The following is a 13,489-nucleotide window of genomic DNA, read 5'->3' as shown; positions in this document are numbered from 1 at the left end:
AATGTTTGAACAAGATAAAGAATCGAGTATACTGGCGTCCATAGGGTTGATCACATTTTGATCAAAAAGTGAGTGTTAATTCAGCATGAGATGAGTGTGGATCTCTGGCATAACGAAATTTGATAACTAAAACCTGTGGGCGGGAGAGGAAAGTGGACGAACTGGAAAGTGCTAACCCATTGTATGTTCAAATAGCTCTGGATCTTAAAGGACGGATAGAGCGCGGGGAGTTTAGAGTGGGCGACATGCTGCCCAGCGAAGGTGAGCTGGTGGGGCAGTATAGCGGCGGGCGGGCGACGCTGCGGGCGGCCGTAGAGATGCTGGCGGAAAGAGGGTATGTGGTAAAAAAACAGGGGGTCGGGACGCGCGTGACCTGCCCGCCGATTGAAGCCCGACGCCATCAGCCGCTGAGTTTTTCGGAGAATATGGCCCAGCATAACCTGAAAGCCAGTACCTCTATCCTCACGTTTACGCAGCAGCTGGCGAATGACGAACAGCAGCAAAAGCTGCATCTTTCGGCCAGTGATTTAGTGATATTTATGGTGCGTCTGCGCTTTACTAATAGCCTTCCTGCGCTATATGAAGAGACCTGCCTGCCGTTGGCGCTGTTTCCAGATTTACAGCGTGAGGAAGTGGAAACGACGGGGCTGTATAACGTGCTGGGAGAACGATTTTACTTGCTGAGTATCACGGCGCAGGAGAGCTATTTCCCCTGCATGCCAGCGGCGGATATGGCGAAGAAGCTGGATATTCCTTCCGACCAGCCCTGTATGCGTGTTGAGCGTCTGGCATCCCGGCGCAAAGACAACGTCCCGTTTGAATTTACGCGAGGATGGGCCAATAGCGAGCGCTACCCGCTGACGTTTCGTTTCGTCAGTGGGTAAACGCACGCAGGCGCCAGTTAACGCAGCCAGTTGGTTTTCGCCAGTTCAATAACCTCGTCGCCGCGGCCGCTGATAATCGCGCGCAGCATATACAGGCTGAAACCTTTGGCTTGCTCCAGCTTGATTTGCGGCGGCATCGCCAGCTCTTCACTGGCGACGACCACATCCACCAGTACCGGGCCATCGGTAGCGAAAGCGGTTTGCAGCGCTTCATCAACCTCTGACGCGCGCTCAACGCGTATGCCCTTGATACCACACGCTTCGGCGATGCGGGCAAAGTTGGTGGCGTGCAGCTCGGTGCCGTCTGTCAGATAGCCCCCGGCCTTCATCTCCATCGCCACGAAGCCCAGTACGCTATTATTGAAGATAACGATCTTCACCGGCAGCTTCATTTGCGCCAGCGAGAGAAAATCCCCCATCAGCATGCTAAAGCCGCCGTCGCCGCACATTGCCACGACCTGGCGGTCAGGTGCCGTGGCTTTTGCGCCGATGGCCTGCGGCATGGCGTTGGCCATTGAACCATGGTTGAAGGAGCCGAGCAGGCGGCGCTTGCCGTTCATCTGTAGATAGCGCGCGGCCCAGACGGTCGGTGTACCCACGTCACAGGTAAAAATAGCGTCCTCGTCGGCAAAGTGGCTAATGCGCTGCGCCAGATACTGCGGATGAAGCGTTTTGTCGCTGGGCTTGGCCAGATCGTCGAGCCCTTTACGCGCGTCGCGATAGTGTTCCAGCGCTTTATCGAGGAACTTACGGTCGGTTTTCTCTTCGAGAAGCGGCAGCAGCGCGCTGAGGGTGGATTTGATATCGCCTACCAGCGCCATATCCACTTTACTGTGGGCGCCAATACTGCCGGGATTGATATCAATCTGAATGATTTTGGCATCCGTCGGATAGAAGGCGCGATAGGGGAACTGGGTGCCGAGCAGGACCAGGGTGTCGGCGTTCATCATGGTGTGGAAGCCGGAGGAGAAGCCAATCAACCCGGTCATCCCCACATCATAAGGATTGTCGTATTCAACGTGCTCTTTGCCGCGCAACGCATGAACGATAGGCGCTTTGAGCTTCTCGGCGAACGCCACCAGCTCTTTATGCGCCCCGGCGCAGCCGCTACCGCACATCAGGGCGATGTTGCTGGAATAGCGCAGCAGCTGGGCCAGCTTCTTCAGCTCTTCTTCCGCTGGCGTCACCTGCGGCAGCGGCGCGTGATACCAGTGGCTGCTGGCGCTTTCCGGCGCGGCTTTTAGCGCAACGTCGCCGGGGAGTACCACTACCGAGACGCCGCGGTTAATTACGGCTTTGCGCATGGCGATGGCCAGCACCTGCGGAATTTGTTCCGGGGATGAGACCAGTTCGCAGTAGTGGCTGCATTCGCGGAACAGCTCCTGCGGGTGCGTTTCCTGAAAATAGCCGCTGCCGATTTCGCTGGAAGGAATATGGGCGGCGATAGCCAGAACCGGAACGTGATTGCGGTGGCAGTCGAAAAGGCCGTTAATCAGGTGTAGGTTGCCCGGCCCGCAGGAACCGGCGCAGACCGCCAGTTCGCCGGTAAGCTGGGCCTCCGCTCCGGCGGCAAAGGCGGCCACTTCTTCGTGGCGCGTGGGCATCCAGTCGATGGTCCCCATGCGGTTCAGGCTATCGCTTAAGCCGTTAAGAGAATCCCCGGTTACGCCCCAAATACGCTTAACGCCAGCCTGTTCAAGAGTTTTGGCAATGTATGCCGCCACGGTTTGTTTCATGGTTCTCCATCTCCTTTTTGTGATAACGCTTACAAGCTTAGATGAAACTGCCGGTTACGCTCGCTTTCACCCCTCATTTTCCTCTGGTTTTTTTCAGCGAAAACTCCGCATAATCTGTGCTCACATAAAGTGGTAAACAGGAATCATTTCAAATGGTTAAATCGCTGTTAAATGCTGTTAATAAACTACTGTCTCATGACGATTTCGGCAAACTCTTGTTACGACTTGCCGTCGGCGGACTGATGCTGTTTCACGGATTACACAAGCTATTTGATGGCGTAGGGGGAATCAGCAATATGCTGGTAGCAAAAGGATTGCCGGGTTTTATCGCTTATGGGGTATTAGTGGGCGAGGTGGTTGCGCCTTGCCTGCTGATCCTGGGAATTCTTACCCGTCCGGCGGCGCTGGTGCTGGCTTTTACGATGGTCGTCGCCTGGCTGATGGTCGGCACGGGCAAAACCTTCGCGCTGGATGCGGTCGGCGCGTGGGCGATTGAGAGCCTGGTCTTTTTTTTCGTGGGTGCGCTGGCGGTCGCTTTTTTGGGAGCGGGGCGCTATACCATCGCCGGAAATTCGGCCTGGCGGTAAAGAGAGCCGGATGGCGCTGCGCCATCCGGCAGTTGATGGTTAAGCCAGTACCAGATCCCCCTGCGGATGGCAGGAGCAGGCCAGCACGTAGCCTTCAGCGATTTCCGCATCGGTTAACGTCATGGTACTGCTGACGGTATATTCGCCGGAAACCACTTTCGTTTTGCAGCAGCCGCAGACGCCTGCGCGACAGGCAACGGTAACCGGCACTTTGTTACTTTCCAGCGCCTCGAGCAGCGTGGCGCCGACCGGCGCATAGAACGCTTTCGCCGGCTGCAGTTTGGTGAACTTCAGGCCGCTGGTAGCGGCCTCGGCTACCGGCGTAAAGAACTCCTCTTTGAAGAAGCGAGTCGCGCCCAGCGCTTTCACTTCCTGCTCAACCCACGCCATATACGGCGCCGGGCCGCAGGTCATCACGGTACGCGATGCCAGATCCGGCACGCTTTGCAGCAGTTCAGTCGTTAAACGTCCTGCCACAAAACCGTGGGTGGCGTGATTTTCCGCCACCAGCGTCACCGGATACTGACGCCATTCCTCAGCAAAAATGACATCCTGGGGGGAACGCACGTTAAAAATCACCTGCACATCAGCCTGCGGGCGATATTTCGCCAGCCAGCGACGCATTGACATGATCGGCGTAACGCCGCAGCCAGCAGCCAGCATCAGGAACTTATCTTCAGCCTTATCTTCACAGGTAAATTCACCCATGGCATCGGACAGCCAGATATAGTCGCCGCGCTTCACGTCGCGGGTCAGCCACTGTGAGCCTGCGCCATCGTCAATCCGACGGATGGTCAGCGTGATGTACTCGCTTACTCCCGGCGTCGATGAAATGGTGTAAGCACGCAGCGTCTCCGCTGAATTACGTACGCTGACCAGTGCATACTGCCCGGCACGGTACGGATAATAGTCGTGGCAGAGCAACGAAATTGTCCAGACATCCGGCGTTTCCTGATGGATGTGATGAACCTGCATCCGCCATGGGCACTGATGGGTTGGCAAAGACATACTTTTACTCCTTACGCGCTCAGCAGCTGCTTCATGTCTTCTTCAACGGTGGTCACCGAACGCAGACCGAATTTCTCGTTGAGAACGGCCAGCAAGTCCGGCGTGAAGAAACCTGGCGCCGTCGGGCCGGTGACGATGTTTTTCACGCCCAGCGAGAGCAGGGTCAGCAGGATGACAATCGCTTTTTGCTCGAACCAGGAAAGGACCAGCGATAGCGGCAGGTCATTGACGCCGCAGCCCAATTTTTCCGCCAGCGTGACCGCCAGGATGATGGCGGAGTAAGCGTCGTTACACTGACCTGCATCGACCAGACGCGGCAGACCTTCGATATCGCCGAAATCCAGTTTGTTGAAACGGTACTTGCCGCAGGCCAGGGTCAGGATCAGGCAGTCATCCGGTACGCTGGTAGCGAAATCGGTGAAGTAGTTACGTTCGCCGCGCGCCCCGTCGCAACCGCCCACCAGGAAGATATGACGCAGTTTTTCACGGCTCACCAGGTCGATCAGCGTATCAGCCGCGCCCAGCAGGGTCTGACGACCGAAGCCAACGGTGATCAGGTGCGGGATCTCGCTGTATGGGAATCCTGCCATTTGCTGCGCCTGGGCGATAACCGGGGCGAAATCTTCGCCTTCCAGATGATTCACGCCCGGCCAGCCGACGATGCTGCGGGTCCAGATACGATCGTCATAGGCGCCGACGGTTGGGTCGATGATGCAGTTTGAGGTCATGACAATCGGGCCAGGGAAGCGGGCGAACTCGACCTGCTGGTTTTGCCAGCCGCTGCCGTAGTTACCGATCAAATGTTTGAATTTACGCAGTTCCGGGTAACCGTGCGCCGGCAGCATTTCACCGTGGGTGTAGACGTTAACCCCGGTGCCTTCGGTCTGCTCCAGCAGGTTGTACAGATCTTTCAGGTCATGGCCGGAAATCAGGATGCATTTGCCTTCGGTCGCTTTGACGTTGACCTGAGTCGGGGTGGGGTGACCATATTTGGTGGTCTCGCCGGCGTCCAGGATGCTCATCACCTTAAAGTTCATCTGGCCGATTTCCATCGAACATTCCAGTAGCGCGTTCATATCGGCAGGCCAGGTACCTAGCCACGCCATGATTTTATGGTATTGGGCGTAGATGGCGTTGTCGTACTGACCCAGAACGTGCGCGTGCTCCATATAAGCCGCAGCGCCTTTCAGGCCGTACAGGCACAGCAGGCGCAGGCCGAGAATGTTCTCGCCGATGGCCGCTTTGTCTTTGTTCGGGGTGAATTCCGCCGCCTGGCGCTGCAGGTCGCCCAGATCGTCGCTCGCCAGCTGCAGATCGGCCATCGGGTTGTTAACCGTCGCGTGGGCATCAATGTTCAGGCACTGGGCTTTCAGCGCTTCACGCAGGGTGATGGCCTCGCGGGCGTAGCCAACGATACGCGGGGAGTCGAAGTTAACGTTGGTCAGCGTGGAAAAAAAAGCACGCGGCGCGAAGCTATCGATGTCGTGGTCGATGATGCCGTATTCGCGGGCTTTAAGCGCCCATGCGGAGAGGCCCTGCAAAGAAGCAATTAACAGATCCTGCAGATCGGAGGTTTCGGCCGTTTTCCCGCACATACCCTGCGCGTAAGAGCAGCCGTTCCCTGCCGGGGTACGGATGGTTTGTTCACATTGCACACAAAACATGGTCACACCTTTTTTAAAGTTATATTTAAGATACATGTTTAAGGTTATGCCCGAGCGCGAGAAGAGAAAAGGTATTTCTGATACAACTTACAGGGAGATTGATTTAGCGCAAAATTGGCGGCAGGAGACTACCGCCAGGTAGGTATTAAGCGGAGAAGAAAGCCATCAAGATGGGCACCAGCAGACTGAGAATGAAGCCATGAACGATGGCCGCCGGCACAATCTCCACCCCGCCTGAACGTTGCAGTACCGGCAGCGTAAAGTCCATTGATGTCGCGCCGCAAAGGCCTAGCGCCGTTGAACGGCTGCGGCGCACCAGACCAGGGATAAGCATAATCGCCAGCAGCTCGCGGGCAAGATCGTTAAAGAATGCCGCGCTGCCAATCACCGGGCCATAGGATTCGGTCAGCAGGATCCCGGAGAGTGAATACCAGCCAAAACCGGAGGCCATGGCCAGTCCGGTTTTTAGCGGTAGGTCAAGAATAAAGGCATTGATGACGCCACCCAGTAATGAACTGACCATCACCACCACCGCGACAATCATGCCGCGGCGATTAAGAACGATTTGCCGCAGCGTCATGCCATTATTACGCAGTTGAATACCGATGAGGAACAAAAGGAAAATCAGCGTATATTCGCTGGCCTCGGTGGCGTGTTGTAAAAAAGAGAGACCGCTTAGACCAATCAGGAAGCCAATAAGCACCACGCCGCATAGCTGAAGGGATTCCAGCGCCATTGCCAGACGCGAGGGTAATCTTTCCTGACGATGATGATTTTGCCAGGGCATTTTCTGTTCAAGCCACATCAGGGCGGCAATATTGCACAGCATAATAATAACGACGCTGACCGCCGCATAATGAAGGATCGCCAGGAGGTTGCTGGCCAGATTATCCAGGAAGGCCAGGCTAATTCCCATAAAGAAGAGAATAACGTAGACGATCCAGCTCAGAAGTCGCGTAATGAGTTTAAGGGCTGATGGCCGATGAAGAGGAATAAGATAGCCTATGACCAACGGCAGCAGAATGATTAATAGTCCCGAAAACATGAACGACACGATCCTTGCAGAGTGAAAATAGCGTCACTGACACTACCCAAATCGCCGGACTGAGTAAAGTAGTCGAAAAAAAGAAAGGCCCGGCGATACCGGGCCTCAAGAGAATAGTGGGAGCTTAGCTGCGTTTTTCCAGCAGGGTGCGGTAGAGCACGCCGCCGAGAATGCCGCCGATAATCGGCATTACCCAGAATAGCCACAGCTGCTGCAGCGCCCAGCCGCCCTGGAAAATCGCTACCGCGGTGCTACGCGCCGGGTTTACCGACGTGTTGGTGACCGGAATGCTGATCAGGTGAATAAGCGTCAGCGCCAGGCCAATGGCGATAGGGGCGAAGCCGGCAGGGGCGTTTTTATCCGTGGCGCCGTGAATAACCAGCAGGAAGCCACAGGTCAGGACAATCTCAATCACAATGGCGGAAAGCATGGAGAAACCGCCCGGAGAATGTTCGCCATAACCGTTCGATGCGAACCCGCTAGCGGCGGCGTCGAAGCCCGCTTTACCGCTGGCGACAACATACAGAATAGCGGCGGCGATAATACCGCCGACGACCTGGGCGATAATATAACCAATCACCTCTTTGGCCGGGAAACGACCACCCGCCCATAAACCTAAAGTCACCGCCGGGTTAAAATGCCCGCCGGAAATATGGCCAACGGCATAGGCCATGGTTAATACGGTTAAACCGAAGGCCAGCGCGACGCCGGCAAAACCAATTCCCAGCTCCGGGAACGCTGCAGCCAGAACGGCGCTGCCGCAGCCACCGAATACCAGCCAGAATGTACCAAAGCATTCTGCTGCTAATTTTCTAAACATAACCACCTCAATAAAAACGTAAACGAGCACGAGTTTTCGTGCCGGCCTTTATTTTCGCCACAAAGAATGACGACTAGAATAAAGCGACGCTATTCTAGGGACGATCGCTACTCTGGGACCAGTTAAATAAATTGATGTAATTTGATATAGAACAATGCGCTGGGATTCCTTTTTATATGGGAATTTTTAAAAGTGTAGAACAAAAATGATTAAAAAAACGACTTTTGATGATGAATGCGTTTCTCAATTAAGTAAAATATCTCGCATCACATTCCGGCTCTTCACCCCATAGCGATTCATAATACGCCTGTGGTGTCATGTTGATGCTCACCTCGCTATACTGCTGATAACTGAAGGAGATAGTCGCCACCGAGCGGAGGGCATATGCATCTTGAGCGCGTCGAAATAGTCGGTTTTCGCGGCATTAACCGTTTATCGTTGATGCTTGAGCAAAATAACGTGCTGATTGGCGAAAATGCCTGGGGTAAATCCAGCCTGCTGGATGCCCTGACGCTACTCCTGTCGCCGGAGTTTGACCTTTATCATTTTGTTCGGGAAGATTTTTGGTTTCCGCCCGGCGATATTCAGGGGCGCGAGCATCATCTGCATATCATTTTGACCTTCCGTGAAAATGAACCCGGCCGCCATCGGGTACGACGCTATCGCCCTCTCAGCAACTGCTGGGTGCCCTGCGACGACGGCTATCAGCGCGTTTTCTATCGCCTCGAGGGGGAGCTTGCTGATGACGACAGCGTAATGACCCTGCGTAGCTTTATTAATGGTGAAGGGGAAGCGCTGGAGCTTGACGATATTGATGAACTCGCCCGTCACCTGGTGCGGCTGATGCCGGTTCTGCGGCTGCGCGACGCCCGCTTTATGCGACGGATCCACAACGGCACTGTTCCGCATTCGCCGCAGATCGAAATTACCGCGCGCCAGCTTGATTTCCTCTCCCGAGAACTGGTGCATCATCCGCAAAATTTAACCGATGGGCAGATCCGCCAGGGGCTGTCGGCCATGGTGCAATTGCTGGAGCACTATTTTGCCGAGCAGAGCAGCGCACAGTCGCGTCATCGCCTGATGCGCCGTCATTCACATGATGAACAGCGCAGCTGGCGCTACCTGGACATCATTAACAGGATGATCGACAAGCCCGGCGGGCGCAGCCATCGGGTGATTTTATTGGGACTGTTTTCTACGTTGTTGCAGGCGAAAGGTACGGTGAGACTCGATCGCGATGCGCGGCCGCTCTTGTTGATTGAGGACCCGGAAACCCGTCTGCATCCGATTATGCTTTCTGTAGCCTGGCATTTGCTTAATTTACTGCCGCTGCAGCGGGTGACGACGACGAACTCTGGCGAACTGCTGTCATTAACGCCCGTCGAGCACGTTTGCCGGCTGGTGCGCGAATCTTCACGGGTATCTGCCTGGCGGCTGGGTCCCGGCGGGATGAATGCCGAAGACAGCCGGCGCATCGCTTTTCATATTCGCTTTAACCGCGCTTCATCGCTCTTTGCCCGCTGCTGGCTGCTGGTCGAAGGGGAGACCGAAACCTGGGTTATCAACGAGCTGGCCCGCCAGTGCGGCCACCATTTTGATGCAGAAGGGGTGAAGGTGATTGAGTTTGCCCAGTCGGGATTAAAACCGCTTATCAAATTCGCCCGGCGAATGGGTATTGAATGGCACGTGCTGGTGGACGGCGATGAGGCCGGGAAGAAATATGCCGCCACCGTTCGCGGGCTGTTAAATGACGACAAAATGCTTGAGCGCGACCATCTCACCGCGCTACCGGCGATGGATATGGAGCATTTTATGTACCGCCAGGGCTTCGACGATGTTTATCATCGGGTGGCCCAGCTGCCGATGAATATTCCCATGAATATGCGGCGGGTGATCACCAAAGCGATCCACCGTTCGTCAAAACCGGACCTGGCGATTGAAGTGGCGATGGAGGCCGGGCGTCGCGGGGTTGACGCCATTCCGGCGCTGTTGAAAAAAATGTTCTCCCGCGTGCTATGGCTGGCGCGCGGGCGGGCGGATTAGCGCCGACCGCCGTTTACCTCTCTCTGCCGGGAACTCTCCCGGCACGCCTTGATCCGCGCGACCTTCAACTTTGGTTAAACAAAAATTAAGCGCAGCTAAAAATGCGCGTTATTCTATTGCCGCATTTAGATAGAATTGTTGCGGGTTCTGCGGGTTAAAACATCAGGAATTTTTATGAAATTAAATGGAAAGCGCAGGAAAGTATGGTGGCTGCTGGCGATTGTCGTACTGGCCCTCGCCGTCTGGGGATGGCGAATTCTGAATGCGCCGCTGCCGCAATATCAGACGCTGGTTGTACGCAAAGGCGACCTGCAGCAGAGCGTGCTGGCGACCGGTAAGCTGGATGCGTTAAAAAAAGTTGACGTCGGAGCCCAGGTTAGCGGACAGCTAAAAACGCTGCGCGTTGAGATTGGCGACAAAGTCAAAAAAGATCAACTGCTGGGGGTTATCGATCCCGAGCAGGCGGAAAACCAGATTAAAGAAGTTGAAGCGACGCTGATGGAGCTGCGGGCGCAGCTCAACCAGGCCCGTGCGGAGCGTAAACTGTCTGCGGCGACGTTGGCCCGCCAGCAGCAGCTGGCGCAGCGCCAGTTAGTCTCTCGCCAGGACCTCGATACCGCCGCGACTGACTTAGCGGTCAAAGAGGCGCAAATCGGTACGATTGAAGCGCAGGTCAAACGTAATCAGGCTACCCTGGATACGGCCAAAACCAACCTCGACTACACCAAAATTTTGGCACCGATGTCCGGGGAAGTGACGCAAATCACTACCCTGCAGGGGCAGACGGTGATTGCCGCCCAGCAGGCGCCGAATATTTTAACCTTGGCCGATCTCAGCACTATGCTGGTGAAGGCGCAGGTCTCGGAAGCGGACGTGATTCATCTGAAGCCGGGGCAAAAAGCCTGGTTTACCGTGCTGGGCGATCCGCTGACGCGCTATGAAGGGACATTGAAGGATATCTTGCCGACACCCGAAAAGGTCAATGACGCGATTTTCTACTACGCCCGTTTTGAAGTGCCGAACCCGCAGGGCATCCTGCGTCTGGAAATGACCGCCCAGGTGCATATCCAGCTCTCGGAAGTGAAAAACGTCATCACCATCCCGCTGAGCGCGCTGGGTGAAGCCATCGGCGATAACCGCTACCACGTGCGTCTGCTGCGTACCGGTGAAGTTAAAGAGCGTGAAATCGTTATCGGCGCGCGTAACGACACCGATGTGGCAGTGGTGAAAGGGCTGGAAGAGGGGGATGAAGTGATTATCGGCGAAGGTGCGGCCGGAGCGGCGAAATGACGGCGTTACTGGAACTGCGTGATATTCGCCGCAGCTATCCTTCTGGTGAGGGCAACGTTGAGGTGCTGAAAGGCATTACGTTGAGCATTGCCGCAGGAGAAATGGTGGCTATTGTCGGGGCGTCCGGCTCCGGCAAATCCACGCTGATGAATATTCTCGGCTGTCTGGACAAACCGACCGGCGGTACCTACCGGGTCGCGGGAACGGACGTGGCTCGTCTCAACGGCGACGAGCTGGCGCGCCTGCGGCGGGAGCATTTCGGCTTTATTTTCCAGCGCTATCACCTGCTATCGCATCTGACCGCGGCGCAGAACGTCGAAGTTCCGGCGGTTTATGCCGGCGCGGAGCGTAAAGCGCGTCTGGCCCGGGCCCATGAGCTGCTGATTCGGTTGGGACTGGGCGACAGAGCTGAATATCAGCCTTCGCAGCTCTCCGGCGGCCAGCAGCAGCGGGTGAGTATCGCCCGCGCCCTGATGAACGGCGGGGAAGTGATTCTCGCGGATGAGCCAACCGGCGCGCTGGACAGCCGCTCCGGCGAAGAGGTCATGGGGATCCTTCACCAGCTAAAAGCGCAGGGGCATACGGTGATTATCGTCACCCATGATCCGCAGGTGGCGGCCCAGGCAGAACGGGTCATTGAAATACACGATGGTGAAATCGTGCGTAATCCGCCCGCGCTGGGGTCCGCCCACGGCGGCGTACTGCGTCAGCGTACGGCGGCTGAGCCATCGGCGTGGCGTCAGTTCAGCAGCGGCTTTCGCGAAGCGCTGGTTATGGCCTGGCGCGCGATGGCGGCGAATAAAATGCGTACGCTGCTGACGATGCTCGGGATTATTATCGGTATTGCCTCGGTGGTGTCGATTGTGGTGGTGGGCGATGCCGCGAAGCAGATGGTGCTGGCCGATATTCGCGCTATCGGTACCAATACCATTGATGTTTATCCCGGCAAGGATTTCGGCGATGACGATCCCCGCTATCAGCAGTCTCTGAAGTACGATGACCTGTTGGCTATTCAGAAACAGCCCTGGGTCAGCTCGGCGACCCCGGCGGTATCAAAAAGCCTGCGTCTGCGGGCTGATAACATTGACGTTGCCGCCAGCGCCGAGGGCGTAGGGTCACAGTATTTTAACGTCTACGGCATGACCTTCAGCGAAGGAAATACCTTTAACGAGCTTCAGCTAAATAGCCGCGCGCAGGTGGTGGTGCTCGACAGTAACGCGCGTCGACAGCTGTTTCCGCACAAAGCGAAAGTGGTGGGTGAGATCATTCTGGTCGGCAACATGCCGGCGACGGTGATCGGCGTCGCGGATGAAAAACAGTCGATGTTCGGCAGCAGCAAAATCCTGCGCGTCTGGTTACCCTATACCACGATGGCCGGGCGGGTGATGGGGCAGTCGTGGCTGAATTCCATCACCGTGCGGGTGAATGAAGGTTATGACAGCTCGATTGCCGAGCAGCAGCTGTTGCGTCTACTGGAACTGCGTCACGGTAAGAAAGATGTTTTCACCTGGAATATGGACAGCGTCTTGAAAACGGCGGAACGGACCACACATACATTACAGCTGTTTCTGACGCTGGTGGCGGTGATTGCGCTGGTGGTCGGCGGAATTGGCGTAATGAACATTATGCTGGTCTCAGTCACCGAGCGCACGCGGGAGATCGGTATCCGTATGGCGGTCGGTGCGCGGGCCAGCGATGTGTTACAGCAGTTTTTGATCGAGGCGGTGTTGGTTTGCCTGGTCGGCGGGGCGCTGGGCGTCACGCTTTCGCTGCTGATCGCCTTTGTTCTCCAGCTGTTTTTACCCGGCTGGGAGATCGGTTTTTCGCCGTTGGCGCTATTGACCGCATTTTTATGCTCCACGCTGACTGGGGTGCTGTTTGGCTGGCTACCGGCGCGCAACGCGGCGCGTCTGGACCCGGTAGACGCCCTGGCGCGCGAGTAGCGATAAAAAAATGCCAGTCAGAAGGACTGGCATTTTGCTGGCGGGATGTACACAATGAAGCAAAAGAGTTATGCGGCTGTTTCTGTTTCTTCAGCTTCAACAGGGACAATCACGCTGGCGTGGTTACCTTTTGGCCCCTGGTGAACATCAAACCGAACCGCTTGTCCGGCTTTTAGCGTTCTGTAACCATCCATCTGGATGGTGGAGTAATGGGCGAAAATGTCTTCGCCGCCGCCCTCAGGGCAGATAAAACCGAACCCTTTGGCATTGTTGAACCACTTAACAGTACCCATTTCCATACTTCGACATCCTTCGTAAATCTTATAAGTAAGATGGAATGAACCGGTAGTGGAGTGACGAGTTGTTCATTTGCTCGCCAACTCTCGCCACTACAATTTAGAGAAATCAGGAAATGCGTCAAGCGATTGACGCTGGGGGACGGTGAAAAATGCGTCAAAATTTGAAGCAG

General features: G+C 55.8%; 11 protein-coding genes. 5 read left to right on the top strand and 6 right to left on the bottom strand.

Features of this window, described 5'->3' with window-relative positions; genetic code table 11:
* The first annotated feature begins 236 nt into the window (after positions 1–236).
* The gene (locus tag K7H21_RS18320) at positions 237–884 is read left to right on the top strand and encodes a GntR family transcriptional regulator (protein ID WP_235891341.1); all 648 of its coding nucleotides are present in this window, start codon (positions 237–239) and stop codon (positions 882–884) included.
* A 17-nt stretch (positions 885–901) separates the two neighbouring features.
* Here K7H21_RS18320 and poxB read toward each other — a convergent pair whose 3' ends face one another.
* Entirely contained in the window at positions 902–2,620 is a 1,719-nt protein-coding gene (gene poxB / locus K7H21_RS18315; RefSeq protein ID WP_004130882.1) for a ubiquinone-dependent pyruvate dehydrogenase, read from the bottom strand.
* Between the two features lie 152 nt (positions 2,621–2,772).
* Between poxB and K7H21_RS18310 the strand changes: the two genes are divergently transcribed.
* A complete protein-coding gene (locus K7H21_RS18310; protein WP_004130883.1) occupies positions 2,773–3,207 on the top strand; it encodes a DoxX family protein in 435 nt (144 codons plus the stop codon).
* A 39-nt stretch (positions 3,208–3,246) separates the two neighbouring features.
* On the opposite strand, the gene hcr is transcribed toward K7H21_RS18310, so the two are convergent.
* From hcr to aqpZ, 4 genes are all read right to left on the bottom strand, one after another.
* Complete coding sequence (gene hcr, locus K7H21_RS18305; protein WP_223035273.1) at positions 3,247–4,215, bottom strand: NADH oxidoreductase; 969 nt, start codon at positions 4,213–4,215, stop codon at positions 3,247–3,249.
* An 11-nt stretch (positions 4,216–4,226) separates the two neighbouring features.
* Entirely contained in the window at positions 4,227–5,879 is a 1,653-nt protein-coding gene (hcp, locus tag K7H21_RS18300) for a hydroxylamine reductase (RefSeq protein ID WP_087830133.1), read from the bottom strand.
* 145 nt (positions 5,880–6,024) lie between these two features.
* Positions 6,025–6,924 (bottom strand): LysO family transporter, encoded by a 900-nt coding sequence (locus K7H21_RS18295; protein ID WP_004130891.1) that lies wholly within the window; start codon positions 6,922–6,924, stop codon positions 6,025–6,027.
* Between the two features lie 124 nt (positions 6,925–7,048).
* Positions 7,049–7,744 (bottom strand): aquaporin Z, encoded by a 696-nt coding sequence (gene aqpZ, locus K7H21_RS18290; protein ID WP_004130892.1) that lies wholly within the window; start codon positions 7,742–7,744, stop codon positions 7,049–7,051.
* Between the two features lie 384 nt (positions 7,745–8,128).
* Here aqpZ and K7H21_RS18285 point away from each other — a divergent pair, with 384 nt between their 5' ends.
* The 3 genes from K7H21_RS18285 (at position 8,129) to macB (ending at position 13,020) form a co-directional block, all read left to right on the top strand.
* The gene (locus tag K7H21_RS18285) at positions 8,129–9,787 is read left to right on the top strand and encodes an ATP-dependent endonuclease (protein WP_004130893.1); all 1,659 of its coding nucleotides are present in this window, start codon (positions 8,129–8,131) and stop codon (positions 9,785–9,787) included.
* 174 nt (positions 9,788–9,961) lie between these two features.
* Positions 9,962–11,077, top strand: coding sequence for a macrolide transporter subunit MacA (macA, locus tag K7H21_RS18280; RefSeq protein WP_004130894.1), 1,116 nt, complete (start codon positions 9,962–9,964; stop codon positions 11,075–11,077).
* The gene (gene macB, locus K7H21_RS18275) at positions 11,074–13,020 is read left to right on the top strand and encodes a macrolide ABC transporter ATP-binding protein/permease MacB (RefSeq protein WP_004130896.1); all 1,947 of its coding nucleotides are present in this window, start codon (positions 11,074–11,076) and stop codon (positions 13,018–13,020) included. The genes macA and macB overlap by 4 nt, the downstream gene beginning before the upstream one ends.
* Positions 13,021–13,088: 68 nt before the next feature.
* On the opposite strand, the gene cspD is transcribed toward macB, so the two are convergent.
* The gene (cspD, locus tag K7H21_RS18270; RefSeq protein ID WP_004100627.1) at positions 13,089–13,319 is read right to left on the bottom strand and encodes a cold shock-like protein CspD; all 231 of its coding nucleotides are present in this window, start codon (positions 13,317–13,319) and stop codon (positions 13,089–13,091) included.
* Positions 13,320–13,489 lie beyond the last annotated feature (170 nt).

Origin of the sequence: Klebsiella sp. CTHL.F3a, from assembly GCF_019890895.1 — a bacterium.
Taxonomy (GTDB): domain Bacteria; phylum Pseudomonadota; class Gammaproteobacteria; order Enterobacterales; family Enterobacteriaceae; genus Klebsiella; species Klebsiella grimontii.
Note: the sequence above shows the minus strand (reverse complement) of the source record. Positions and strands in the feature narration are given on the sequence as shown.

Coding starts and splice junctions, on each gene's coding strand:
- K7H21_RS18295 (WP_004130891.1), bottom strand. CDS start 6,924: ATGTTTTCGGGACTATTAATCATTCTGCTGCCGTTGGTCATAGGCTAT.
- K7H21_RS18285 (WP_004130893.1), top strand. CDS start 8,129: ATGCATCTTGAGCGCGTCGAAATAGTCGGTTTTCGCGGCATTAACCGT.
- aqpZ (WP_004130892.1), bottom strand. CDS start 7,744: ATGTTTAGAAAATTAGCAGCAGAATGCTTTGGTACATTCTGGCTGGTA.
- hcr (WP_223035273.1), bottom strand. CDS start 4,215: ATGTCTTTGCCAACCCATCAGTGCCCATGGCGGATGCAGGTTCATCAC.
- cspD (WP_004100627.1), bottom strand. CDS start 13,319: ATGGAAATGGGTACTGTTAAGTGGTTCAACAATGCCAAAGGGTTCGGT.
- K7H21_RS18310 (WP_004130883.1), top strand. CDS start 2,773: ATGGTTAAATCGCTGTTAAATGCTGTTAATAAACTACTGTCTCATGAC.
- poxB (WP_004130882.1), bottom strand. CDS start 2,620: ATGAAACAAACCGTGGCGGCATACATTGCCAAAACTCTTGAACAGGCT.
- hcp (WP_087830133.1), bottom strand. CDS start 5,879: ATGTTTTGTGTGCAATGTGAACAAACCATCCGTACCCCGGCAGGGAAC.
- macA (WP_004130894.1), top strand. CDS start 9,962: ATGAAATTAAATGGAAAGCGCAGGAAAGTATGGTGGCTGCTGGCGATT.
- macB (WP_004130896.1), top strand. CDS start 11,074: ATGACGGCGTTACTGGAACTGCGTGATATTCGCCGCAGCTATCCTTCT.